The sequence below is a fragment of the Klebsiella sp. CN_Kp097 genome, from assembly GCF_040064495.1.
Classification (GTDB): Bacteria; Pseudomonadota; Gammaproteobacteria; order Enterobacterales; family Enterobacteriaceae; genus Klebsiella; species Klebsiella aerogenes.
In genome coordinates, this window is record NZ_JBEAIL010000019.1 from 139,899 (window position 1) to 163,393 (window position 23,495).

A 23,495-nucleotide genomic window follows, 5' to 3' on the forward strand; every position below is an offset into this window, starting at 1 on the left:
ATTGTATGGAACTTTTTCCAACGCGCGAAATTATTATCAAGATCCCGGTGCAAAGGTACCATCAAGGGCACTATCTATAAATTCCTGGAAAATAGCCATTGACTTGTCCCAACCGAATGCGACGGCTCCAGCAGCTCCGGTAATAGCACCAAGAACAAAGCCAACAACAGCCCCTACAGCATTACCAAGTAGGCCAAGTCCCAAAATACCACCATTATGACCGCCTTGAACACCACCAATCCACGTGCCGACGGCTGACACAATAATGGCACCTAATGTTCCAATAGCAAGAGCCTCTACCGCATTGCTAGCTAGTGAAGTGATAGTGGAGGTAACTGATGAGAAATCCCAAGTGTAACCACCGGAGATCTCTTCCATTTCAAATACAGTTAATTCCTTCATATTTATTCCTTTAAATTAATATTATTACTGGTTGGCCTAATTATAGGACGGAAGAAAATGTAAATGAGGTTTGTAGTTTTAACAACTCAACAGACATGAATTCATGTAGAATTCATGTCTGTTTGAGGATTTTATTGTTCCTGAATAACTACTTCTAACATTGCTTTAACTCTACCATTTGTAATGTCGTCAACACTATTGCTTTTGCGATAGTAATCAGCGGTGAGATTGATCACCTGCGATGTTGCGGCACTATTAAAACTGTAGCTATCCATATCATAAAAGACTAACGGGGTGCCAGTTTGTTTGAAAATGATACCAACATTTTTGGCGCCAGAATCGTCGGTTATCATATTATCAATGATACCATCGCCAGATGTGCTCGCGGTGCCTATCGGATTAAACCAGTACATTAAAGTATTCCCGATGGAACCTGCAGGGCAGGTAATGGTTAATAAGAAATTCTTTTGCTCTGGCGTGACGCCGCCGCGGGAGACCGACATTAGCGTGCTTTTTTTAATCCGGCCGAGCGTTATTTGTGAACTGGATGGTGATATGTCACATGAGGTTGCCTGATATTTGGTGTTTTTTAGCTTGATATTGGTTGTATATAATAGTTTGTCATTACTTCCAGGGTTGGTGGTAGGATTGCCGACAGAGAAACTTATTGATGGGTTTGAGTCCGAACCTGAAGTATCAATGACCTGCTTGGTTTTGATAAACCACACGGTAATGAATTTATAGTAATTATCTGACGTATTTTCAAATGGTACTAGTACTGAGCCCGCGACAGCAGGCACTAATGCGCCATTTTTGCTTTCCAGAAGATCGGATATCTGGAATCCAATACCGTCAATTCCGGTTTCATATACTGGCTTTCCCTGTATTCCTGTAACGCCAGCTACTTCTGGTGTACTGATGGTAGTTATATACTGATCGTTAGTTTTTTGGCTACATGAGAAGTTTTTATAGTTACCCGTGCCGTATTTAGCCGAATATAATATGCTTCCCACTGGAATTGAGTCGTCTGTCGGTATTTTTGCTCTAATAGTAAATGCTTGCCGCTGGATGCTGCCTGAGTAACTACATTTTGCAGTCGCCTCACCGCAGGTAACTAAAAGCATTAATAGAATAAACATTCTCTTCATCAATATTCGTCCTTAAATAATGGCTAGCGACACACCGCTTCGATCTGGTTTAAGCCAGCGGTTTTGCTTTCTCGCGGAGGTAACGTGAAGGGGGCTTTACATTGCTGGGAACTACTTTTTCCCCACTGTACGTTGAGCATCCCGGTTTGCTGCAGACCGGACATATAGACCATCCCGGCGTCGCTGACGATACTCGCCTGGCTTTTCGCATCGTCGGCTAGTAAGACCATAGCGCCGTAAGGAACGTCTTGACCACTAGCCGTTTTCAGGTGAATAAAGGCGCGTTGTCCGATCTTGCCGTCGTAGTTGGCTCGTACAATGGCGCCGCGGGTAGGTACTACGCTCTGCGTGGTTTCCGGCAGTTCCATATCATCACCGAGTGTGGTGCTATCAAGGGTAATATCAGTACGGCGATAAGGGGTGACGTAAGGCACGATGGCATAGCCGCGGTAGTCGGTTGAGATAGTGCTATCGGTAGTCAGCTTGACGTTATCTAAGCCTGGAGCCTTAACCAGCACGGCGGCATCGGTGATGTCCTGTCCTAACGTAATACCGTCGGCGTGGGCGATAATGCTACCGCTGGCGCCATAATCCACGCGCTGACTGTCACGATCGTAGCTATAACCGGCATTGATGCTGCCCTGGGAACCGTTATAGGTAGCGCGCATGTCGCCGCTGTAATACTCACGGTTGCTATATCCCTGCTGGATACTCCAGTCCAGGCTATCGTTTTCCAGCCCCACGCCGCCGATAGCGACGGATTGATCCGTCGAGCCGGGGTTACTATTGGTGAGCTGATAGCTGGTGTAGGTGCCAGGGAGCCAGTTGCTGATTGGCAGCGTGACGGTCAACGTAATGCGCTGATCGTCCTGCGCGTCGCTGTCGGAGCTATTGTTGCTCCAGGTATAGCGGCTATAGCTATAGCCCAGATAGAAGTTCACATTTCTAAAGCCGCCGTTATAGCCAACGCTGATAGATTTGTTGGTGCGTTTATCATCCCAATAATCTTCAACCAGCCCGCTAATAGATACGCTGCCCAGGCCTTTACCCAGACTTTGGTTGAGGGTCAGGTTGGTGCGATTGCGTAATGAACGGGTGGTATAGCGACCGTCATTAGCATAACTATCCAGCACCTCGGATAAGGTGTTAAATCCCTTAGTAGAGTATCGATAGCCAGCGATGGTGATGTTGGTGCCGGTATCAAGGATATTTTTACCATAACGGATTCGCCAGGACTGTCCTGAAGTCTTTTCCCGATCCTGCATTTTTGACCAGGCTTGGGTGACGTCAGCTGACGCGGCTCCGAAATCGCCGAGGTTATAGCCGAGACCGGATGACAACGCCTGATAATGCGAGGCCATCTGCATCCCGCCGTAGGCGGTCAGGCTACTGGACACCCCGTAGCTGGCCGTTGCCTGGGTAAATGGCGTTTCATGTACGCCGTCATCATATGGGCGATATTTACCTGAAGTGATTTCATACTGCAGCTGGCCTTCACGCACCATGACCGGTAGCGTGGCGAACGGTACGATGAATTCTTGCTTTGAGCCATCTGATTCTTCTACGGTTACATACAGGTCGCCGCTACCGCCGCTGGGATACATATCGGTGATTTCAAAGGCGCCAGGGGCAACGTAGGTCTGATAGACCTGATAGCCGTTTTGCTTAACGATCACCCTGGCGTTGGTTTTTGCAATCCCTCGGATAATTGGCGCATAGCCGCGCAGGCTCTCTGGCAGCATGGAGGTATCCGTCGCGAGTTGGACCCCAGTAAACGGAACGCTGTCAAAGATCCCGGAAAGCGAGGAGCTTTCGCCCATCACCAAATTACTGTTAATGGGGCGTATACTACGCTGCATGTACAGGTACGCCGACTCCCAGTCGCCTGCGTCGCCTTTTGTTTTATTCCAGGTGCTCAGATTCCTGATGCGCCAGGGGCCGAGGTTTAAGCCGGACTGGAGGTTAAGACTATAGTATTCGTCTTCGGATTCGAAATCATCCGAGCCGCTGAACTGGTAATTCACCAGTAGCGCGTTAATTCCGTCGTCAAATTGATCCTCAGGGATAAATCCTTGCACGACGGTAGATAATGCCGCCTGAGGGATGGAGATATTTAAACGCTGCGCGTTAAAATCAAAATCCGCTTTGGTATCTGGAATAACCGTCAGGTTAGTACAACCATTAGCATCTTCTTTCAATTTAGTGAACGCTTTAACTCTAACGCCATATTGCGATAAGTCCTTGAGACTGAAGCAGGGCGCCAGTTTGATCTCATCGCTAGCGGTGCTGGCCCGGCTATTATCAATCACAAATTTTATAGTTTTGGTATCCAGGTATTGGCCATTAAAGACGATGTCCACCCGGTAGTTACCGGGAGCCTGCGCGTTCCTGGCTTCAAACACAGATAAGTCTGGGGCGTTTGAAGGATCGCTACCATTCAATGAGTTTATGAATGAGGGATCGAAAAAATCACGTGCTTGCGCTTTGTTATCCAAACCAGAAAAAAACGCGGCCAGTAATGCAATTCCTGGCGCTGATAGTTTGAATAGGTCTTTATTTTTATTTTGCATAGACACATCCCTATAAGGTTAAACAACTTCCAATTACAACGATGATGAATAGAGCGTTCCGGCTCCGCCATAATCGTTGACTATTTTCCATGTAATACCTGATGCGGTTACATTTTGTTTTAAAGTGACTTCCTTGGTCTCCATCGGCGGGACAGAACTCACTTCATTTTTAATTTCGGTATTACCGATTTTTATTGTATTGAAGTAATAGAAAAATGGCGTAGGGTTCTTAATTGATAATTTATTGCCTGATTTTCGCCATTCAAGTTTTGCCGCTTCGGTATTCGGGGTCATATCAAACAGCGATTTTGGCCGAAATACCAGACGCATACGATGGCGAACCGCCAGCTGGATGGTATTATTTTTAGCATTCGTATCATCCGCGGGGGGAATAGCCATAACGTTGAAATAAAATATCGATTCGCGATCGGTTGGCGCCGCGACATTACCTGTAGAAAACAGGCGAACGGTATTTTGTTGTTTTGCTTCGAGACGAAACAGTGGCGGCGTGGCCATGAATGACGGCGTTTGTCCTTTTGGGGTCTCAATCCAGGACTTGATTAAATAGGGGATACCGTCTTTGTTCTCTATTTGTGCCGTTACTTCACGGGAGCCTTCTTTGTAAAGATAGCGGGTAGACTCAATGACGATACCGGCATGCGCAATGCCGCTTATCAGTAAAAAACAGGGAAAGACAAGTTTAAATAAGGTCCTGAACATAGCATTTCTCTAAACGAAAAAAGGGCTCGCCAGACAGCGAGCCCTTCGGGGTAAAATTAAGCGCCAGTGGTATAGTCGATAGTAAAGGTTGCTACGCCTTTAACCGGACCTTCGGTTACGGTGGTAGCTTCGTTTACTTTCACATAACCCGCGTAATAGTTCAGAGAAGTGACGGAACCGTCAGTGTAGGTTTCAGCCATGGTTTGGGAACCATCGAAGGCTACACGAGAACCATCGCTGGCTTTCGCGATGCCGATACCGATGCCGGCAGCGCCGTCGTCAGCGGTGTTGTCCAGAATTGTTGCGTTGGCGCTGGTGGTACCAGTAACTGCAACAGTCAGGCCGGTTGCTGGTTTTTCGCTGCCTTTGGCACAATCAGAAACGTCAAAACCAAACTTCTGGCTTTTGAACAGGACGTTAGCAGTCTGTGCATTCGCTTCGCTGGTGGTAACAGAAGTCAGACGAACGATGCCGTTGTTCAGAGTACCAGTCGGGGTGACTACGCAAGAAGAAGAGGAGTCGTTGACTTCGCCAAGAACGGTCACTTCAGCAGTGTTAGCGGCCATTGCCTGTGCGCTCAGAACTGCAGATGCAGCAACCATTACAGCTACGATTGTTTTTTTCATTTATTTGTCCATGTATAAATACGTAATCCCTGAAATAGATGTTGCCTCAGTTTTAATTAACGGATCACTGAATAACCGTTAATTGACGCTGAGTCTTAACACTATCCCGTTCTTTACTCCTTTGGTGTCCCTTGTAATATGCAGGTACTTGCCCGCAATTAGCGTAAGACGGGAGCAGTGAGGAATTTAATTGGCAAGCAGGTAAAATGCATGTGAATTTTAATTGAATAACCTATTTTAATGATGGGAGGAACGTTTCACATTTTAATCTCCTTGAATAGTAGTTGCGTTAACGTGATGAATGTTCGACAATATACTTGGCTTCCTTTTCGTTAAAAGGTCACGTTGGCCTTAGCGCCGTTCGAAAATGGAGAGCCAATGATTGAGATGTGAAACTATCTAACGGCAGGGCTGTTTAGGGCTATTTGCTCAAGTTCAAAAATGGAATCTCATTAACTTCATGTTTAATTCACGTGACTAATGAATAAAAGGAAAAGCATTATGGCATTTAGCGAGTTCATTATTAATAATGAAGTCATATTCGATGTGAATATGAGTGAGTTACGACCTGTTAATGGAAATGGTGAAAGCATTAACTTGAATGGTCCAACTGCACGTTGTCTACAATTGTTAATTGAAAGTAATGGACGAATCATTTCTCGAGAAGAATTTCTGGAATCTGTCTGGAAAACAAGGGGGGTTGTCGTCGCACAAAATACTTTTTATCAAAACATATCATTGCTCAGAAAATCACTGCTGAAGGCTGGGTTATCACAGGATATCATTGTTACTGTCAGGCAGCGTGGGTTTATTCTTGCAACTGGTTCCTCGATCGTACCGGTTGTCAAAGCTGAGGAAGAAGTGTCTACCTGCCAGATAACCCCCTTAATAAAAAAGGTTGTAACAATAGAAGATAGCGTGCCAGAGATAAATAACAATGAACGCCAAAATTATATTGAAAACAAAAGAGATAGAACATTTAAATTACCCATGTGGTTTATTCTTATGTTCGTAATTATGGCTGTAACTAATATCCTTTCGTTATTTTATTAGAAACATTATTACTACATCGTTTAAATTGTACTTAATATATAATTATAAAGCTCAAGAAAGCACTGTATTCAGGCGAAGGCTGGAAAACTAGTGGTATATTTAACTGGAAAATATGCTTTTCAAGTATCTGCCGGACAGGGCCGGCAGAGAGGGGCCTAGGGCTGTTGTTTCAAACCTAAATCCAGCGGCGTTTTACTCGGTTCGCCGCCGATTTCACGTGCCAGTCTTGGCACCATATAACCAGATACCAGCGTTAATAGCTCACGCATGATCGCCCGTGCTTCCTCATCTTCTACCATGAAGTGGGCTGCGCCCTGGACTTTATCGAGCACGTGCAGGTAGTAGGGCATTACCCCGGCGTCGAACAATGTATTGCTGAGGTCCGCCAGGGTTTGCGCATTGTCGTTAACTCCGCGTAACAGAACACTTTGGTTGAGTAGTGTTACGCGCGCTTGCCGCAGCCGCGCCATCGCTGCCCGGAACTCCGGGCCGATCTCGTTGGCATGATTAATATGGTTGACCAACAGTATCTGCAGCGATGAGGTGTTAAAGCGAGCCGCCAGCCCTTCGGTGATCCGCGCCGGTATGACAATCGGCAAGCGGCTATGGATGCGTAACCGTTTAATATGCGGGATCGCTTCCAGTTCCGTCAGCAACCAGTCAAGCTCATGGTCTTTGGCCATGAGCGGATCGCCGCCGGAAAAAATAATTTCATCAAGCTGCGGATTGGCGGCTATGTACTCGAGCGCCGCCTGCCAGTTGCGTTTATTGCCCTGGTTCTCGGCATAAGGGAAGTGGCGGCGGAAGCAGTAGCGGCAGTTGACCGCACAGCCGCCTTTCACCAGCAATAGCGCCCGGTTGCTATATTTATGCAACAGGCCAGGTACAACGCTGTGTTGTTCTTCCAGCGGATCGGTGGAGAAACCTGGGGCGGCAACAAACTCTTCTTGTGCGGTAAGTACCTGACGAAGAAGAGGATCGTTTGGATTACCTTTTTCCATACGCGCGATAAACGCGCGCGGTACGCGCAGCGCGAAGAGACGCTTCGCATCGCGTCCCGCCAATAGGTTTGCATCTGTTTCCAGATCTAAAAGATGCATTAGTTCATCGGGACTGGTCACAACATCGGCAAGTTGCGTGATCCAATCTTCTCTGGATGGGGTATTTAGGGTTACAATATGCGCCATTTTGTGGCTTAGCTACCAAGTTAAACAATTTCAGAGGGCCTTATGGCGACTTACTATAGCAACGATTTTCGTGCTGGTCTTAAAATCATGATGGATGGCGAACCGTATGCGGTTGAAGCCAGCGAATTCGTTAAACCAGGTAAAGGCCAGGCATTCGCACGCGTTAAGCTGCGCCGCCTGCTGACCGGCACCCGTGTAGAAAAAACCTTCAAGTCCACCGACTCTGCAGAAGGCGCGGACGTTGTCGATATGAACCTGACTTACCTGTACAACGACGGTGAGTTCTGGCACTTCATGAACAACGAAACCTTCGAACAGCTGTCTGCTGATGCTAAAGCTATCGGCGACAACGCGAAATGGCTGCTGGATCAGGCTGAGTGCATCGTTACCCTGTGGAACGGTCAGCCTATCGCTGTCACGCCGCCGAACTTCGTTGAACTGGAAATCGTTGAAACCGATCCAGGTCTGAAAGGCGATACCGCAGGTACTGGCGGCAAGCCGGCGACTCTGTCCACTGGCGCAGTGGTTAAAGTTCCGCTGTTCGTTCAGATCGGCGAAGTCATCAAAGTAGATACCCGCTCCGGCGAATACGTATCTCGCGTGAAGTAATTCATGCTTTGAGACGGTGGGCGCAGCCTGGTTGCTGCGCCTTCATTTTCACGCCGGGACTAACATGAACCAGACGCTCAAACTTCTTGCCTTGCTGCTGCTCAGCGGCGCGTTGCTTACTGGATGCAATACCGCTCGCGGTTTTGGCGAAGATATCCAGGGGTTGGGGCATGCCATTTCTCACGCCGTTAGCTAATCTCATTTCATTAGATCATTCTCATTCTCTGAATTCATCTTGCTAAGTTCCGCCTGAACCTCTTTTTCTCTTAAAAAACGCGACTATCCCTTCATTCTGAATCAGTTTGGCTATGCTTATAGGGCAAGAAAACAAAAACTGTTTATAAGGATGATATTATGGTGAAAAAAACGATTGCGGCGTTCTTTACTGTTTTGGTCCTTTCTTCTGTGCTCACCGCATGTAACACCACGCGTGGTATCGGTGAAGACATTTCTGACGGCGGCAGCGCTATCTCTGGTGCGGCGACCAAAGCTCAGAATTAAACATTACCGGTACGGCCTCGCGCCGTACCGGTCTTCACATTGCCGGCGCCGTTGTTTATAATCCCGACGTTTTCAACCACCTTGCGGGACGACCCGTGAGCGTATCTCATCCGGGGACGGCCCCATTACTGGAGCCTTATGTCCTGGATCATTCTCTTTATCGCCGGTTTGCTGGAAGTCGTGTGGGCCGTCGGCCTGAAATATACCCATGGATTTAGCCGCCTGTTGCCAAGTGTGATTACCATAGCCGCTATGGTCGTCAGTATGGCGCTGTTATCGTGGGCGATGAAATCACTGCCGGTGGGTACCGCCTATGCGGTGTGGACCGGGATCGGCGCCGTTGGCGCAGCGATAACCGGCATCGTGCTGCTGGGCGAATCCGCAAGCCCGATGCGTATCGCGAGCCTCGCCTGTATTGTGATCGGCATTATCGGGCTGAAACTCAGCGCGCATTAATAGCGCTGGTTAACCCAAATCAGTTTGCTTACGTCGAAGCCCTGCCGGGTGGCGATATCCAGCATCTGCTGTTTCACCTGTGGCGAAATCTTCGGCGTGCGCGCCAGTAGCCACAGGTAATCGCGATCCGGGCCGCAAACCAGCGCATGGCGGTACTCTTTATCCAGCGCAATCACGTTGTAGCCGCCATAGAAGGGGCCGAAGAAAGAGATCTTCAGCGCCGCGCGGTTGGGATCGCCGGTGAACCAGGCAACGCCGTCTGTTTTCTGCCAGATCCCACGCTCGGGGTTATAACCTTTATTAACCACATCAATGCCGCCATCGCCGCGCAGACTGTAAGTCGCGGTAACCTTTTCCAGCCCGCTTTCGAAATGATGATCGAAGCGGGCGATTTCATACCAGGTGCCGAGGAAGCGTTGGCTTTCAAATGGGCTGACGACGGTCACGCCAGCGGGAGGAACGGGATTGCTGCACGCAACGCTCAGCAATGACGCGATAACCACGGTTAACACTGGCAGCAGACGCATAGGTATCTTCCTTACCGCTTTTTCTCTAAGTGTAGATAGCGGCAGGAAAAAAGTAGGGCGATTTTGTCGATAAGCGAGCCCGGTAACAGATTGCTACCGGGCGAGATGTTGCATCAGATAAATAACACGCCGACCAGGGTGACGACGGTTAAAATCGCCGCCAGGCCATAGAAGACCCATTTGCCGTTCGGCACGTGGATTTTCAGGTCGTGCATCGCATGGTGGATACGGTGCAGGCCGCACCACAGCGGCAAAACAATCATCAGGAAGATAAAGAGGCGACCGATGAAGCTATGGGCGAAGGCGTAAACGCGTTCGTAGCTGAAAGCATCGCCAGGCGCGAGCCCCAGCGGCAGTAGAATGCCGACCAGCAGCACCATCACCGGCGCGATAATCGCCCCCCACATACCGCCTGCGCCAAACAGCCCCCAGAACACCGGTTCATCGGAACGTTTTGGATTGGGATTAATCATATCAGCCTCCTTACCAGAACAGCGCGACAAACAGGATCACGATGCTAACCAGCGCCGTAACCGCCCACAGCCCTTTAATCAGCGGCTCAGGCCCCATTTTCTCGCCTTTAATAATGATGTTGGCGGCTTTCGGCGCCAGCTCAAACCAGGTTTTGGTGTGCAGCAGCGCCGCTGCAAGAGTGATCAGGTTGAGGATCACCACAATCGGGTTTTGTAGGAAGGCCACATAGCCCTCCCAACTTTCGGCGCCGTGCTTGAGGGCGAACAAGCCGTAAATCAGCACGATGCTGAACCAGACCGTTGGTACCGCTGTCCCTTCACGCAGCATATAGAAGCGATAAAACGGCAGCTTCTTCCACCAGGTGGAGGTCATGGGCCGCACGTAGGGTTTGCGTTTAGTCGTCATAGTGCACTCCTTAGCGTGGTTTCAGGGTGGCGATCAGGAAGTCTTTCGAACTTTCTACCTTGCCCTGCTGAATGGCGGCCGCCGGGTCGACATGCTTCGGACAAACTTCGGAGCAGAAGCCGACGAAAGTACAGCTCCACACGCCGTTCTGGGCATTGAGCTGCGCCATACGTTCCTTTTTGCCGTGGTCGCGGCTGTCTTCGTTGTAGCGATGGGCGAGGGTGATCGCCGCCGGGCCAATGAACTCCGGGTTCAGACCAAACTGCGGACAGGCGGCATAGCACAGACCGCAGTTGATGCAGCCGGAGAACTGATGGTATTTCGCCATCTGTGCCGGGGTCTGTTTATTCGGCCCCTGATCCGGCGTGCGCGCATTACCGATGATGTACGGCTTAATCGCTTCCAGACTTTCGATAAAGTGGGTCATATCGACCACCAGATCGCGCTCAATCGGGAAATTAGCCAGTGCTTCAACCTTCAGACCCTTGCTGTAATCGCGCAGGAAGGTTTTACAGGCCAGTTTTGGCACCTTATTGACCATCATGCCGCAGGAGCCGCAGATCGCCATGCGGCACGACCAGCGGTAGCTTAAGTCCGGCGCGAGGTTATCTTTGATATAGCCCAGCGCGTCGAGCAGCGAGGTTTGTTCGTCGTAAGGGACTTCATAGAAGGCGCTGTGCGGCGCGGTGTCGACTTCCGGGTTGTAGCGCACCACTTCAATTTTCAGTTTTTTCATCTCAGCCATGGGTCGTCTCCTTCTTCTCAGCGGCTTCCGCTTCGGCGCCATACACGCGTTTAGCCGGCGGCAGAGTGGTGATCTTCACATCGCCATACTCCAGGCGCGTGCTGCCGTCAGCCTCACGGAAGGCGAGCGTATGCTTGAGGAAATTGACGTCGTCGCGTTCAGTACAGCCTTCATCGAGACGCTGATGGGCGCCGCGAGACTCTTTACGCGCGATAGCGGAGTGCGCCATGCATTCGGCGACGTTGAGACCATGGCCCAGCTCAATGGTGTAGAGCAGGTCGGTATTGAACACGCTGGAGGTGTCGGTGATACGCACGCGCTTAAAGCGCTCCTGCAGCTCGGCCAGCTTATCGATGGTTTTTTGCATCAGCTCCGGCGTGCGATAAATACCACAGCCTTCTTCCATCGACATACCCATTTCGTCGCGGATTTTGGCCCAGCTTTCATTGCCTTGTTGGTTGACGAGGTCTTTCAGACGGTTTTCCACGTCGTTGACCTGCGCATCCAGCGCCGCGTTGTTGGCTTCGCCCGCGGCCATTGCGCGCTGCATAGCTTGCTCACCGGCAAGGCGGCCAAAGACCACCAGCTCGGCGAGCGAGTTGGATCCCAGACGGTTGGCGCCGTGCAGGCCGACGGAGGAACATTCGCCCACGGCGAACAGGCCCTTGATGCGGGTTTCGCACTGCTGGTCGGTCTCGATACCCCCCATGGTGTAGTGGGCGGTCGGGCGCACCGGAATGGGCTCTTTCACCGGATCGACGCCGACATAGGCTTTCGCCAGTTCGCAGATGAACGGTAGGCGTTCAAGCAGTTTCTTCTCGCCAAGATGGCGCAGGTCGAGATAAACCACATCGCCGCGCGGCGTCGGAATGGTGTTGCCTTTGCGCCACTCGTGCCAGAAGGCCTGAGAGACTTTATCGCGCGGGCCGAGTTCCATGTATTTGTTTTTCGGCTCGCCGAGCGGCGTTTCCGGCCCCATACCGTAATCCTGCAGGTAGCGATAGCCGTTTTTATTCACCAGAATACCGCCTTCGCCGCGGCAGCCTTCGGTCATCAGGATCCCCGATCCCGGCAGGCCGGTTGGGTGATACTGGACAAACTCCATGTCGCGCAGCGGGACGCCGTGGCCCAGCGCCATGCCCATGCCATCGCCGGTGACGATGCCGCCGTTGGTGTTATAGCGATAGACGCGGCCAGCGCCGCCGGTAGCCATGACGACCGCATTGGCGCGAATTTGCACCAGCGTGCCTTCCATCATATTCATTGCCACCAGGCCGCGGGCCTGGCCGTCATCGACGAGAATATCCAGCACGAAGTGCTCGTCGAAACGTTGAATTTGCGGGAACTGGAGGGAGGTCTGGAAGAGGGTATGCAGCATATGGAAGCCGGTTTTATCGGCGGCGAACCAAGTACGTTCGATTTTCATCCCGCCGAAGCGGCGAACGTTGACGCTGCCATCCGGGCGGCGGCTCCACGGGCAACCCCACAGCTCAAGCTGGGTCATTTCCGTGGGGCAGTGATGTACGAAATAGTCTACAACATCCTGTTCACAGAGCCAGTCGCCGCCGGCGACGGTGTCGTGAAAATGGTATTCAAAGCTATCGTGATCCTGCGCGACCGCCGCAGAACCGCCTTCGGCGGCGACGGTATGGCTACGCATTGGATAGACTTTTGAAATCAGTGCGATTTTGGCTTTTGGATTAGCCTGCGCAGCGGCGATGGCTGCGCGAAGACCTGCTCCGCCTGCGCCAATGACGACAAGATCGGCTTGAAAAGTTTGCACGACATTCCTCCAGTTTTTGTGTATTTCGCCGCCGGGCTGGCGAAAAAGTATCACTGCTCCTTTATAGGTAAATGAGTATAGCCATAGGGATGGTGGGGAAAATTGACGCGTTCGATTTTTTTATCAATCCGTGCGCTAATTTATCAATTTTATTTATGCAATTAAGTTAGCAATAAATTATCAGGATGTAATATCGCCGCCGGATTGCACAAAATTTGTTTCACTCGACGGTTGCGAGTAGACTTCGTGCCCTTGTATGAAATCGGAGAAAAGTACCATGAGCGAGACGGCAACCTGGCAGCCGAGCGCATCCATTCCAAATCTGTTAAAACGTGCGGCTGTAATGGCGGAAATTCGCCGTTTCTTTACCGACCGCGGCGTGCTGGAGGTGGAAACGCCTTGTATGAGTCAGGCAACGGTGACCGATATCCACATGTTCCCGTTTGAAACCCGTTTCGTCGGCCCCGGCCACTCTCAGGGTCTGAATCTGTATCTGATGACCAGCCCGGAATACCACATGAAGCGGCTGCTGGCCGCCGGGTGCGGGCCGGTATTTCAGCTGTGCCGAAGCTTCCGTAATGAAGAGATGGGCCGTCACCACAATCCAGAGTTCACCATGCTGGAGTGGTACCGTCCGTGCTACGACATGTATCGTCTGATTAACGAAGTTGACGATTTACTGCAGCAGGTGCTCGAGTGCCAACCCGCGGAAAGCCTCTCTTATCAACAGGCCTTCCAGCGCTATCTGGAGATCGATCCGCTCTCGGCAGATAAAACCCAGCTGCGCGAAGTGGCGGCAAAGCTCGATCTCAGTAATATCGCTGATACGGAAGAAGATCGCGATACGCTGCTGCAGTTGCTGTTCGCCATGGGCGTAGAGCCGCACATCGGTAAAGAACGTCCGACGTTCGTCTATCACTTCCCGGCAAGCCAGGCTTCGCTGGCGCAGATCAGCACCGAAGATCACCGCGTCGCCGAGCGCTTCGAGGTCTACTACAAGGGGATGGAACTGGCGAACGGTTTCCATGAATTGACCGACGCGCGCGAACAGCAGCAGCGTTTTGAGCAGGACAACCGCAAACGTGCGGCCCGTGGCCTGCCGGAGCAGCCCATCGACTATAATCTGCTGGCTGCGCTGGAAGCCGGCCTGCCGGATTGTTCCGGCGTCGCGCTGGGCGTCGATCGCCTGGTGATGCTGGCGTTAGGTGTAGAGACCATCGGCGAAGTGATCTCATTCACCGTCGATCGCGCCTGATTAACTGCGCTTCCCTTTCATGAGGAGAGGGAAGCGGTTTCCCGCCGTTAGCGTTTTCCCCTTCATTCAAAGATTTTTACAGTTCTCCCCGCTGCATTAGCCCTAATAACCACAATTTCAAACTGGATTATTGCTAGGATCCGCGTTCAATTTCTGCTTACCTGGCGACGCCGTTCGGCGACGCTCACGTTTGGATCGATTTATGCCTCAACAAATCAAGAAGATGAGCCTGATTGGGCTGATATTAATGATCTTTACTTCGGTGTTTGGCTTTGCCAACAGCCCTTCGGCGTTTTATCTGATGGGTTATAGCGCGATGCCGTTTTATCTTTTCTCGGCGCTGTTTTTCTTTATTCCTTTCGCCTTAATGATGGCGGAGATGGGTTCGGCATATCGTAAGGAAGAGGGCGGGATTTATTCGTGGATGAACCGCAGCGTCGGGCCGCGATTTGCATTTATTGGCACCTTTATGTGGTTTTCCTCTTATGTGGTGTGGATGGTCAGCACCGCGGCGAAAATTTGGGTCCCTTTTTCGACCTTTCTCTTCGGCGCGGATAAAACCCAGAGCTGGGCTTTTGCCGGCTTAACCTCGACGCAAACCGTCGGCGTGCTGGCCGCCTGCTGGATGGTGCTGGTGACGCTGGTGGCGGCGAAAGGGATAAATAAGATTGCCAAAATTACCGCCGTCGGCGGCATCGCGGTGATGTGCCTGAACCTGGTGCTTCTGCTGGTGAGTGGGGCGATTCTGCTGCTGAACGGCGGCCATTTCGCACAATCGCTGGATTTCACGGCGTCGCCGAACCCAGGATATCAATCCGGGCTGGCGATGCTCTCTTTCGTGGTGTTCGCCATTTTCGCCTACGGCGGAATTGAAGCGGTCGGCGGGCTGGTGGATAAAACCGAGAAGCCGGAAAAGAACTTTGCCAAAGGTATTATTATCGCCGCGCTGGTGATTTCGATCGGCTACTCGCTGGCCATCGTGCTGTGGGGCGTCAGCGCCAACTGGCAGCAGGTATTGAGCAACCACAGTACCAACCTCGGCAATATCACCTATGTGTTGATGACCAGCCTTGGCGCAACGCTTGGACAGGCGCTGCATCTGTCGCCGCAGGCGGCGGCGCTGACCGGCGTATGGTTTGCGCGCATTACCGGGCTGTCGATGTTCCTGGCCTATACCGGCGCATTCTTCACCCTGAGCTATTCGCCGCTGAAGGCGATTATTCAGGGGACGCCGAAAGCGCTGTGGCCGACGATGATGACCAAAGTTAACGCCAACGGCATGCCGGCTAACGCCATGTGGCTGCAGTGTCTGCTGGTGAGTCTGTTTATTTTGCTGGTCTCCTTCGGCGGCGATACCGCCTCGGCGTTTTATAACAAGCTGACGCTGATGGCTAACGTCTCAATGACCTTGCCGTATCTGTTCCTGGCGATAGCTTTCCCGTTCTTTAAGGCCAAAGCCGATCTCGATCGTCCATTTGTGATGTTCAAAAGCCGCATAAGTACGCTGCTGGCGACGACGATAGTGGTATTGGTGGTAGCGTTCGCCAATATCTTCACCGTTATTCAGCCGGTGATGGATTCCGGCGACTGGAACAGTACGCTGTGGATGGTCGGCGGGCCGATTTTCTTCTCGCTACTGGCGCTAGGGATCTACGAGAACTATCGTCAGAGAACGGCGGTACAGGTAGCGCTGGCGGAGGGTTAAGAAAGAGAATGCCCGGTGAAGCGCTCACCGGGCTAGTTAGTGCTTACAAACTTCCTGGCGTACGGCTGCTTTTACCCGCTGAGTTCAGCGGCTGGCTGCTGCGCAGGCCATCCAGGCTTTCCAGACGCATCTGGAACGGCGGGAACGGCATGTCGATGCCATGCGCGCGGTAACCCGCCAGAATCAGCTGATGTAGCTCATGACGCAGCGGCATACGGTGTCCCATCTCGGCGGCGTAAATACGCAGCTCGAAAATCTGAATCCCCTGCTGCAGGTCAACGAGAAACGCTTCCGGCGCCGGGGTATCAATCACCAGCGAGCAGCGATGAGCGGCGGTCAACAGAATCTGCGTGACCTCTTCCGTATTGGCCTCCGCGGGCGCCGGGATAGTCAGCACCACACGAGTGACCGAATCCGACAGCGACCAGTTGATGAACTGTTCGGTGATGAACGCTTTGTTCGGCACAATGATCTCTTTGCGGTCCCAGTCGCTGATGGTGGTGGCGCGGGTATTTATTTTCGTCACGCTACCGGTCAGGCTGCGGATAGTGACCGTATCGCCGATACGGATCGGTTTCTCAAACAGGATGATCAGGCCGGAGATAAAGTTGGCGAAAATTTCCTGTAGACCAAAACCAAGACCGACGCTGAGCGCCGCCACCAGCCACTGCAGTTTCGACCACTCAATACCAATCATCGAGAAGCCGACCAGCCCGCCAATTAGCATCAACAGATATTTGGTGATGGTGGTGATGGCGTAGCCGGTACCCGGCGTCAAATCCAGATGTTGCAGAATCGCCAGCTCCAGCAGCGCCGGGAGATTGCGCACCAGCTGGGTGGTGATAATCAGCACCAGAATGGCAATCAGTACGGCGCCGAGGGTAATAGGCTCAAGACTTTCGACCCCCTGTACCGTGGAGGTCACATCCCATAGCGAGATATTTTCGAGGAAGCCGAATGCCGAGTGAATTTCCGACCACAGAATAATCACCGACAGCAGGGCTATCAGCATCAGCAGCGAGCGGACCAGGCGCAGGGACTGGGTACTGATGGCGTCGAGGTCGACTTCGCTGACTTCCGCTTCGACCGAGCCTTCGGTGCTGGTGGAGTGGGCGGTATCTTCTTCGCCGCGGGCGCGCTGGGCGAGGATTTCCGCACGGCGGTGTTTGGCGCGATCGAAGGCCAGACGCCGACGCTGAATCAACATCCAACGGCGAATAATATGGTAAACCACCAACAGCAGGAACCAGATGGCGACCGAGGTTTCCAGTCGCGCCAGTAGCGCCTGCGAGGTGGCAAGATAGCCCACCGCCGCCGCCAGCATCGCGATTAGCGGCGCGCCGAGCAGCAGGTTCCACAGCAGACGGTTCACCATGTTCTCGCCGTCGCCCGCTTTATCAAGATACAGCGGGATCCCGGCGTGTTTCAGGCTCAGCGTAACCAGCGCCAGCGCGCCGCATATCAGCATGAAGCACAAGCGGCCCAGCGAGGCGGAGAATTCGCGGTCGTTGAGGTTATCAAACATGATCAGCGCCATTATCAGCGGCACAATCAGGCCAATGCTCATCAGGTAGTAGCGCATGGCTTTGGCGACGCGGTTACGCGGCCAACCGAAGTGGGCGATGAACAATCCATTCGGCCGGGCGAAGGTAGCGCAAATCATCACTACCCACAGCAGCGGCACGGTGGCGGTCACGCCGTCGCCAATGGCGACCGCTAGCGGGAAGGGCCAGGCCGCCTGCAATCCGTAGCCGAGCGTCATCCACAATACCGGCAGCGGCGAAGCCACCAGAATTGACCAGAACACGGTACGCAGCGTCAGCCAGAAATGATCCTGAGTCACCTTGCCAATCCGCGCGCTGGAGCGCTCAAGGAAGCGGGTAAAGTGGCGGCGCGAATAGATACTGAAGCCCACCAGCACCAGCGCGCCAAACAGCGGGAACAGCGTCTCTTTGCTGGTCAGCATCATGACGCTGGCCTTGCCGAGCTGGTTGATGGTATCAAGCGAGATCAGACGACGCAGATCCTGCACCACTTCCAGCGGCCAGGAGAAGCCAATTGGGCTGACGTCCGAGGTCCAGAACAGATAGCGGTGGGTTGCTTCGTTAATCTCTTTCAGCGCGTCTTCTAACTGGCCGTTGGCGACTTTCAGTTTCGTCAGTTCGAGCAGCAAGGTATCGCCGCCGCGTAGCAGCGAGTTAAGCAGCTCGCTCTGGGTGCGCAGTTGCGCCTGCAGGATGCGGTTTTGGTCCGCGGTGAGCGGTTCGCCGTCGGCCTGGCGAATCAGCCGTAGCTGCGCCTGCTTGCTGAGCAGGTCTTCGTAATGCAAGCGCTGCACGCGCAACTGGGCCGTTTCAGTATCTAACTGCTGTGGGCGCGGGCGCTCCGGCAGACGGGCGACCTGGGCGCGAAGCGCTTCGCCCAGTAGATTCGATGATCCCAGCCACTGCGACTGTTCGCGTAGGGTGTTCAGCGCCTGGCGCACCTGGAGCGTTTGATTAGTGGCTTGTCGCTGCTGCGAGGCTACCAGATCCAGGCGCTGGACCTGCTGATTGAGCGCCTGCGACAGCTCGCGGTTGATTTTGAACTGGTCGATGATCCCCGGCGGCAGGTTTTCGCTGTTTTCCGCCAGCAGCTCAGTACTTTCCAGCGCCTTTTCCGCTTCGCGTTGGCGCTGGCTGTTCTGCTGATTGCGCAGCGCCTGCAGGTAGGCATCGAGTTGTTCGCTCTGTTTCTGCGCCAGCTCAGAGCGGATGCGCGACAGCTCCTGGCGGTTGTTAGCGGAGAGTTGGGCCAGATCCAGCTCGTCGACCAGCGCTTTCAGACGCGCGGATTCCGCCTGCAGACCGAGATTTTGCGCCTGCGCCAGCGGCGTATTGCCGGGCTGCGCGCCGACGCGACGTTCAATCTCATTAAGCTTGCGGCGGGCGTCGGTTTGCTGTTGAGGCAATTGGTTGAGAGAGTCGGCAATTTCCCGCGCCCGATCCTGCTCCTGCTGCGCCTGGCGGCTGGCTTCCAGAAGCTGGCTGCTGACCTGCAGGATCTCCTGATTCAGCGCGTCGGCGGTGAGGGCGGTAGGTACCTGGTGCGGCGTTTCGCTGACATTCGCTAACTGGGCGCGGAGAGTTTGAAACAGTTTGGGAAAATTATCGATGACATCCTGGTACTGGCGAGCGCGCTCAACGGAGGCATTGCGTTCCTCCAGCGCATTCAACGCGGCTTGCAGGACCTCTACGGTTTCAGGCTGGGCGGGTTTCGCCGCCTTCGCCTGTTCCAGTTCCTGGGTAATTTGCTTGACGTCCGGGGCCGTCGCTGCGTACGCCCCGAAGCTGAGGCTCAAGGCCAACAGAAAAGTGTATATCAGGCGCACGGCGTAACCCTTTGTCGTCAGGAATTAACCTTCGTCTTGTTTATCGTCAACCAGCGGGCTGGCGCGGTGTTCGGCGCGGATCTCTTCTTCCGGCAACGGCGCAGGTTCCACGGAGATATCAGTTTCTACGGCCGTGGCCAGCGGCTCGCCGATTTTGGTGACTGACAGGCTTTGCAGTTGTTCAACCAGCTTCACCTGGCCCGGCGCAAACAGGTTAATCACCGTTGAGCCCAGTTTAAAGCGACCCATCTCCTGGCCCTTCAGCAGCGCAACGGAGCCTTCGCTTTCGCCTGCAGGCCAGGTCCAGCGCTTGATAATGCCTTCGCGCGGCGGCGTCACGGTGCCGGACCAGACGGTCTCGATGCTGCCAACAATCGTTGCGCCGACCAGAATCTGCGCCATCGGGCCGAATTCAGTATCGAACAGGCAGATGACGCGCTCGTTGCGAGCAAACAGGTTCGGTACGTTTTGCGCGGTCAGGTGGTTTACCGAGAACAGATCGCCCGGGACATAGATCATCTCACGCAGGATACCGTTGCACGGCATATGCACGCGGTGATAGTCGCGCGGCGACAGGTAAGTGGTGGCGAAGCTACCGTTACGGAACAGGTCAGCCATCTGGTAGTTACCCGCCAGCAGGGCTTCCAGGGTGTAATTGTGGCCTTTGGCCTGCAGAATTTTGTCATCTTCGATAGCGCCAAGCTGGCTGATAACGCCGTCAGCCGGCATCACCAGCACGTTGGGATCGGTGTTGAGCGGGCGAACATCGTCACGCAGCGGGCGAACGAAGAAGTCGTTAAAGGTGCGGTAAGCGGCGGTATCTGGCTTCTGCGCCTCTTTCATATCGACCTTGTAGTATTTGACGAACAGATCGATAACCAGTTTAGTCAGCCAGCCTGCTCGTTTACTTGCCCCCCAGCCTGCGAGGCGGGTGAGCCACAGTTTAGGCAGAATGTATTGTAGCGAGAGTTTAAACGAGTTTAACAAGGTAGCCTCCAGGCCGTTAATTGTCGTTCCTGACCCCACTTTGGCGCGGGGTACTGAAAAGGGGGACGATTCTATACGTAAACTTCAGCGAATTGTATCCGCGCCGTTGTGCTGGCAAAGCGAGTACGTATAGCGACGACAGCTTAAATGTCAGTCGTCGGTTGATGAAAAGCTTTTACGCGTTTTTACCTGCACCTGTTCCATACTTTCCAGGATGCGGTGATAGTTGGCGAAACGGCTTTCAGCGATAGCGCCTTTTTCTACCGCTTCGCGAATGGCGCAACCTGGGTCGGTGTCGTGCTTGCAGTCGCGATACTTGCAATGGCCTAAATAATCATGGAATTCGACAAAGCCGTTAGTGATTTTTTCCGCATCAAGATGCCACAGCCCGAACTCGCGCACGCCCGGAGAGTCAATCACATCGCCGCCGTGTGGGAAGTGATAAAGACGCGCGGCGGTGGTGGTGTGCTGGCCGAGCCCTGACACATCGGAGACGTCGTTCGTCAGGATTTGCTCATCCCGCAGTCCCAGCAGCGTGTTCAGCAGGCTGGATTTACCCACCCCGGACTGGCCGGCAAAAATACTGATGCGCCCGGTCAGCGCCTCTTCAAGCGGCTTCAGGCCGTCCTGAGTATGGCTGGACACCATCAATACCGGATAACCGATCTGGCGATAGATATCCATCTGCTCGTTGACGAAGGCCATGCCGTCATCGTCCAGCAGGTCTATCTTATTCAGTACCAACAGCGGTTCGATATTCTGCGCTTCGCAGGCCACCAGATAGCGGTCGATAATATTGAGCGACAGTTCGGGTAAAATGGCCGAAACCACCACGATTTGGTCGATATTTGCCGCGATAGGCTTCACGCCGTCGTAAAAGTCCGGGCGCGTCAGCACCGAGGCGCGTTCATGTACCGCTTCGACGATACCTTTGACGTTAACCCCGTCGGCTGCGTCTTTACCTGGCCGCCAGACCACGCGGTCGCCGGTTACCAGAGAACGAATGGTCCGGCGAATGTTGCAGCGGTGGGTCGTGCCATCCGCGGATTCGACATCGGCATGCATACCAAAACGGCTGATAACGATACCTTCAGAAGGCTCGCCAAACAGGTTGTCATCGTAGTCGGCCTTCTCCGAAGTCGTTTTCAGGCGGCGCTGGTGGTTGGCCTTGACGCGGCGCTGCTGGCCTTTGGAGAGCTTATTTTTACTCAATCGAACTGGCTCCTGGTCGCCCTGATGGGGCAAAACCTCTATGATACACGCTATTTTAGATGAATATAGTCACGCAAGAAGGGTGGAAAATAGCATGAGTGCAGATGAAAACAACCTGATTTGGATCGATCTTGAGATGACGGGGCTGGATCCCGAGCGCGATCGCATTATCGAAATCGCCACCCTGGTCACCGACGCGAATCTGAATATTCTGGCAGAAGGCCCGACCATTGCCGTGCACCAGTCTGATGCTCAGCTGGCGCTAATGGACGAATGGAACGTGCGCACTCATACCGGCAGCGGCCTGGTCGATCGCGTGAAGGCCAGTACCGTGGGCGACCGCGAAGCGGAACTGGCCACTATTGAGTTTCTCAAGCAGTGGGTGCCGGCGGGAAAATCGCCAATTTGCGGCAACAGCATCGGTCAGGACCGCCGCTTCCTGTTCAAATATATGCCGGAACTTGAAGCTTACTTCCATTATCGCTATCTCGACGTCAGCACCCTGAAAGAGCTGGCGCGCCGCTGGAAGCCGGAAATCCTCGATGGGTTTAAAAAGCAGGGCACTCACCAGGCCATGGACGATATCCGTGAATCCGTCGCCGAGTTAGCCTATTATCGCGAGCATTTTATTAAGCTCTGAAGCGTAAACGGGGCCGACATGGCCCCGTTCTTTTTGATGTGTTACTTAAACCACTTTTGTTCCATCTGCTGGAACTCCGGCGACGCCTTCACGGCCTCCAGCGCGTCGTTAATCTGCTTTAGCAATTCCGGGTCGTCTTTGCGTACCGCGATCGCATATTGTTTGCCGTAGTAGGCCGGGTCGGTGGCGCGCTCTTTCATCTCGGCGTAATCAGGATTATCCGCCAGCCACTGGTCCATCGTCGCTAAATCGCCGATCGCGCCGTCGACTTCGCCGCTTTTCAACGCCGCCAGCGCGTCGCTATCGTTGCCAAAGGCGACGGTTTGAATGCCTTTTTGTTTATCGCGTAGATAACGCTGGTGGACGCTACCTTTGACGACGGCGAGCTTTTTACCCTGCAGGTCGGCAAACCCGTGGGCGGCGTCTTTTGCCGTGACTACCACGCCGGATAGCTCCTGGCGATAAGGTTGGCTGAAGGCGACCTGCTTTTCACGCATCGGCAACACTTCAATGCCGGCGATAATGGCGTCGAACTTTTTAAAGCGCAGCGCCGGAATGAGGGTATCAAAGCGCTGCGGCGTGAATTTGCATTCCGCTTGCATCTGCTTACACAGCGCATTGGCCAAATCAATGTCGAAACCCGTTGCCTGGCCTTTGCCTTTGACGGTCTCAAACGGCGGATTGGCGGTTGTGGTGCCAAAATGGAGAGTCTCGGCAGAAGCCGTTCCGATGAAGGATGTGGTCAGCAGCAGGACGGTAAGCGCTTTTTTCATTCTGAATCCCTGATTGTCGTCATGGTGGACCTTTTCGCGGATAACCTCCGCGGTGTCATGCGGGCGATTTTGCGCCATTCGCGCGGGGGTAAAAAGATATTTTGCTAATTATGGCGGTTATTTATACAATTCAGAGGGCTGTGTGGCGAGAAAATGTCCATTCAAACAAAAAACGAAAAAAAGTGCTCGCCAGGGGGTTGCAGGTGAATCGAATTCTCGTATAATGCGCCTCCCGTAACGACGCAGAAATGCAAATTACGACGCCATCGAAATATGGCAAAAAAGCAGTAACGCGGGAATAGCTCAGTTGGTAGAGCACGACCTTGCCAAGGTCGGGGTCGCGAGTT

Annotated in this window: 24 protein-coding genes; 8 read left to right on the forward strand and 16 right to left on the reverse strand. The window is 53.1% G+C overall.

Annotated features, from left to right (window positions below; translation table 11 throughout):
- Positions 1 to 36: 36 nt before the first annotated feature.
- From ABLV07_RS16995 to ABLV07_RS17015, 5 genes are all read right to left on the reverse strand, one after another.
- Positions 37 to 402, reverse strand: coding sequence for a hypothetical protein (locus ABLV07_RS16995; RefSeq protein WP_015704148.1), 366 nt, complete (start codon positions 400 to 402; stop codon positions 37 to 39).
- 131 nt (positions 403 to 533) lie between these two features.
- Positions 534 to 1,550, reverse strand: coding sequence for a fimbrial protein (locus ABLV07_RS17000; RefSeq protein ID WP_032709650.1), 1,017 nt, complete (start codon positions 1,548 to 1,550; stop codon positions 534 to 536).
- 23 nt (positions 1,551 to 1,573) lie between these two features.
- On the reverse strand, positions 1,574 to 4,120 hold the full coding sequence (locus ABLV07_RS17005) for a fimbria/pilus outer membrane usher protein (RefSeq protein WP_126026877.1): 2,547 nt from the start codon (positions 4,118 to 4,120) through the stop codon (positions 1,574 to 1,576).
- 33 nt (positions 4,121 to 4,153) lie between these two features.
- Positions 4,154 to 4,840 carry a molecular chaperone gene (locus ABLV07_RS17010; RefSeq protein ID WP_015704151.1) on the reverse strand — a complete coding sequence of 229 codons (687 nt, stop codon included), beginning with the start codon at positions 4,838 to 4,840 and terminating at the stop codon, positions 4,154 to 4,156.
- A 56-nt stretch (positions 4,841 to 4,896) separates the two neighbouring features.
- Positions 4,897 to 5,466: a fimbrial protein gene (locus ABLV07_RS17015; protein ID WP_015368657.1), complete on the reverse strand. Its 570-nt coding sequence runs from the start codon at positions 5,464 to 5,466 to the stop codon at positions 4,897 to 4,899.
- Between the two features lie 501 nt (positions 5,467 to 5,967).
- Here ABLV07_RS17015 and ABLV07_RS17020 point away from each other — a divergent pair.
- A complete protein-coding gene (locus tag ABLV07_RS17020; RefSeq protein WP_045367391.1) occupies positions 5,968 to 6,519 on the forward strand; it encodes a winged helix-turn-helix domain-containing protein in 552 nt (183 codons plus the stop codon).
- 155 nt (positions 6,520 to 6,674) lie between these two features.
- Here the strand turns inward: ABLV07_RS17020 and epmB are convergent, their stop codons facing one another.
- A complete protein-coding gene (gene epmB / locus ABLV07_RS17025) occupies positions 6,675 to 7,706 on the reverse strand; it encodes an EF-P beta-lysylation protein EpmB (RefSeq protein WP_047045360.1) in 1,032 nt (343 codons plus the stop codon).
- Between the two features lie 42 nt (positions 7,707 to 7,748).
- Between epmB and efp the strand changes: the two genes are divergently transcribed.
- From efp to sugE, 4 genes are all read left to right on the forward strand, one after another.
- Positions 7,749 to 8,315: an elongation factor P gene (gene efp, locus ABLV07_RS17030; protein WP_003855940.1), complete on the forward strand. Its 567-nt coding sequence runs from the start codon at positions 7,749 to 7,751 to the stop codon at positions 8,313 to 8,315.
- 64 nt (positions 8,316 to 8,379) lie between these two features.
- On the forward strand, positions 8,380 to 8,511 hold the full coding sequence (locus ABLV07_RS17035) for an entericidin A/B family lipoprotein (protein ID WP_015368654.1): 132 nt from the start codon (positions 8,380 to 8,382) through the stop codon (positions 8,509 to 8,511).
- Between the two features lie 158 nt (positions 8,512 to 8,669).
- On the forward strand, positions 8,670 to 8,816 hold the full coding sequence (ecnB, locus tag ABLV07_RS17040) for a lipoprotein toxin entericidin B (RefSeq protein ID WP_015368653.1): 147 nt from the start codon (positions 8,670 to 8,672) through the stop codon (positions 8,814 to 8,816).
- Between the two features lie 138 nt (positions 8,817 to 8,954).
- The gene (gene sugE, locus ABLV07_RS17045) at positions 8,955 to 9,272 is read left to right on the forward strand and encodes a quaternary ammonium compound efflux SMR transporter SugE (protein ID WP_015704154.1); all 318 of its coding nucleotides are present in this window, start codon (positions 8,955 to 8,957) and stop codon (positions 9,270 to 9,272) included.
- Here sugE and ABLV07_RS17050 read toward each other — a convergent pair.
- The 5 genes from ABLV07_RS17050 to frdA form a co-directional block, all read right to left on the reverse strand.
- Positions 9,269 to 9,799 carry a lipocalin family protein gene (locus ABLV07_RS17050; RefSeq protein WP_015368651.1) on the reverse strand — a complete coding sequence of 177 codons (531 nt, stop codon included), beginning with the start codon at positions 9,797 to 9,799 and terminating at the stop codon, positions 9,269 to 9,271. The two genes, sugE and ABLV07_RS17050, sit on opposite strands and share 4 nt — an antisense overlap.
- 113 nt (positions 9,800 to 9,912) lie before the next feature.
- Positions 9,913 to 10,272, reverse strand: a complete 360-nt coding sequence (gene frdD / locus ABLV07_RS17055) for a fumarate reductase subunit FrdD (protein WP_015368650.1) — start codon at positions 10,270 to 10,272, stop codon at positions 9,913 to 9,915.
- Between the two features lie 10 nt (positions 10,273 to 10,282).
- Positions 10,283 to 10,678 (reverse strand): fumarate reductase subunit FrdC, encoded by a 396-nt coding sequence (gene frdC / locus ABLV07_RS17060; protein WP_015368649.1) that lies wholly within the window; start codon positions 10,676 to 10,678, stop codon positions 10,283 to 10,285.
- 10 nt (positions 10,679 to 10,688) lie between these two features.
- Positions 10,689 to 11,423 carry a fumarate reductase iron-sulfur protein gene (gene frdB, locus ABLV07_RS17065; RefSeq protein ID WP_015368648.1) on the reverse strand — a complete coding sequence of 245 codons (735 nt, stop codon included), beginning with the start codon at positions 11,421 to 11,423 and terminating at the stop codon, positions 10,689 to 10,691.
- Positions 11,416 to 13,206: a fumarate reductase (quinol) flavoprotein subunit gene (gene frdA, locus ABLV07_RS17070; protein WP_015368647.1), complete on the reverse strand. Its 1,791-nt coding sequence runs from the start codon at positions 13,204 to 13,206 to the stop codon at positions 11,416 to 11,418. Before frdA ends, frdB begins: the two co-directional genes overlap by 8 nt.
- A gap of 277 nt (positions 13,207 to 13,483) precedes the next feature.
- On the opposite strand from frdA, the gene epmA reads away from it, so the two are divergent.
- Together epmA and yjeM are read left to right on the forward strand one after the other, a co-directional pair.
- Positions 13,484 to 14,461 carry an elongation factor P--(R)-beta-lysine ligase gene (gene epmA / locus ABLV07_RS17075; RefSeq protein WP_015368646.1) on the forward strand — a complete coding sequence of 326 codons (978 nt, stop codon included), beginning with the start codon at positions 13,484 to 13,486 and terminating at the stop codon, positions 14,459 to 14,461.
- Positions 14,462 to 14,663: 202 nt separating this feature from the next.
- Positions 14,664 to 16,166: a glutamate/gamma-aminobutyrate family transporter YjeM gene (gene yjeM, locus ABLV07_RS17080; RefSeq protein ID WP_020079824.1), complete on the forward strand. Its 1,503-nt coding sequence runs from the start codon at positions 14,664 to 14,666 to the stop codon at positions 16,164 to 16,166.
- Positions 16,167 to 16,209: 43 nt separating this feature from the next.
- Here yjeM and mscM read toward each other — a convergent pair whose 3' ends face one another.
- From mscM to rsgA, 3 genes are all read right to left on the reverse strand, one after another.
- Positions 16,210 to 19,536: a miniconductance mechanosensitive channel MscM gene (gene mscM, locus ABLV07_RS17085; protein WP_015704159.1), complete on the reverse strand. Its 3,327-nt coding sequence runs from the start codon at positions 19,534 to 19,536 to the stop codon at positions 16,210 to 16,212.
- A 24-nt stretch (positions 19,537 to 19,560) separates the two neighbouring features.
- Positions 19,561 to 20,523, reverse strand: coding sequence for an archaetidylserine decarboxylase (gene asd, locus ABLV07_RS17090; protein ID WP_015368643.1), 963 nt, complete (start codon positions 20,521 to 20,523; stop codon positions 19,561 to 19,563).
- Positions 20,524 to 20,673: 150 nt separating this feature from the next.
- Entirely contained in the window at positions 20,674 to 21,735 is a 1,062-nt protein-coding gene (gene rsgA / locus ABLV07_RS17095; RefSeq protein ID WP_348853877.1) for a small ribosomal subunit biogenesis GTPase RsgA, read from the reverse strand.
- A 94-nt stretch (positions 21,736 to 21,829) separates the two neighbouring features.
- Between rsgA and orn the strand changes: the two genes are divergently transcribed.
- Positions 21,830 to 22,375 (forward strand): oligoribonuclease, encoded by a 546-nt coding sequence (gene orn, locus ABLV07_RS17100; protein WP_015704162.1) that lies wholly within the window; start codon positions 21,830 to 21,832, stop codon positions 22,373 to 22,375.
- Positions 22,376 to 22,416: 41 nt separating this feature from the next.
- Here the strand turns inward: orn and ABLV07_RS17105 are convergent, their stop codons facing one another.
- A complete protein-coding gene (locus ABLV07_RS17105; protein ID WP_045413441.1) occupies positions 22,417 to 23,148 on the reverse strand; it encodes an arginine ABC transporter substrate-binding protein in 732 nt (243 codons plus the stop codon).
- Between the two features lie 130 nt (positions 23,149 to 23,278).
- On the reverse strand, positions 23,279 to 23,495 hold a 217-nt coding region (locus tag ABLV07_RS17110; RefSeq protein ID WP_205414387.1), incomplete at its 5' end, for a hypothetical protein.

Excerpts from the sequence above, each read along its gene's own strand:
- ABLV07_RS16995 (WP_015704148.1), bottom strand. The coding sequence starts at position 402 with ATGAAGGAATTAACTGTATTTGAAATGGAAGAGATCTCCGGTGGTTAC.
- ABLV07_RS17000 (WP_032709650.1), bottom strand. The coding sequence starts at position 1,550 with ATGAAGAGAATGTTTATTCTATTAATGCTTTTAGTTACCTGCGGTGAG.
- ABLV07_RS17005 (WP_126026877.1), bottom strand. The coding sequence starts at position 4,120 with ATGCAAAATAAAAATAAAGACCTATTCAAACTATCAGCGCCAGGAATT.
- ABLV07_RS17010 (WP_015704151.1), bottom strand. The coding sequence starts at position 4,840 with ATGTTCAGGACCTTATTTAAACTTGTCTTTCCCTGTTTTTTACTGATA.
- ABLV07_RS17015 (WP_015368657.1), bottom strand. The coding sequence starts at position 5,466 with ATGAAAAAAACAATCGTAGCTGTAATGGTTGCTGCATCTGCAGTTCTG.
- ABLV07_RS17020 (WP_045367391.1), top strand. The coding sequence starts at position 5,968 with ATGGCATTTAGCGAGTTCATTATTAATAATGAAGTCATATTCGATGTG.
- epmB (WP_047045360.1), bottom strand. The coding sequence starts at position 7,706 with ATGGCGCATATTGTAACCCTAAATACCCCATCCAGAGAAGATTGGATC.
- efp (WP_003855940.1), top strand. The coding sequence starts at position 7,749 with ATGGCGACTTACTATAGCAACGATTTTCGTGCTGGTCTTAAAATCATG.
- ABLV07_RS17035 (WP_015368654.1), top strand. The coding sequence starts at position 8,380 with ATGAACCAGACGCTCAAACTTCTTGCCTTGCTGCTGCTCAGCGGCGCG.
- ecnB (WP_015368653.1), top strand. The coding sequence starts at position 8,670 with ATGGTGAAAAAAACGATTGCGGCGTTCTTTACTGTTTTGGTCCTTTCT.
- sugE (WP_015704154.1), top strand. The coding sequence starts at position 8,955 with ATGTCCTGGATCATTCTCTTTATCGCCGGTTTGCTGGAAGTCGTGTGG.
- ABLV07_RS17050 (WP_015368651.1), bottom strand. The coding sequence starts at position 9,799 with ATGCGTCTGCTGCCAGTGTTAACCGTGGTTATCGCGTCATTGCTGAGC.
- frdD (WP_015368650.1), bottom strand. The coding sequence starts at position 10,272 with ATGATTAATCCCAATCCAAAACGTTCCGATGAACCGGTGTTCTGGGGG.
- frdC (WP_015368649.1), bottom strand. The coding sequence starts at position 10,678 with ATGACGACTAAACGCAAACCCTACGTGCGGCCCATGACCTCCACCTGG.
- frdB (WP_015368648.1), bottom strand. The coding sequence starts at position 11,423 with ATGGCTGAGATGAAAAAACTGAAAATTGAAGTGGTGCGCTACAACCCG.
- epmA (WP_015368646.1), top strand. The coding sequence starts at position 13,484 with ATGAGCGAGACGGCAACCTGGCAGCCGAGCGCATCCATTCCAAATCTG.
- yjeM (WP_020079824.1), top strand. The coding sequence starts at position 14,664 with ATGCCTCAACAAATCAAGAAGATGAGCCTGATTGGGCTGATATTAATG.
- orn (WP_015704162.1), top strand. The coding sequence starts at position 21,830 with ATGAGTGCAGATGAAAACAACCTGATTTGGATCGATCTTGAGATGACG.
- ABLV07_RS17105 (WP_045413441.1), bottom strand. The coding sequence starts at position 23,148 with ATGAAAAAAGCGCTTACCGTCCTGCTGCTGACCACATCCTTCATCGGA.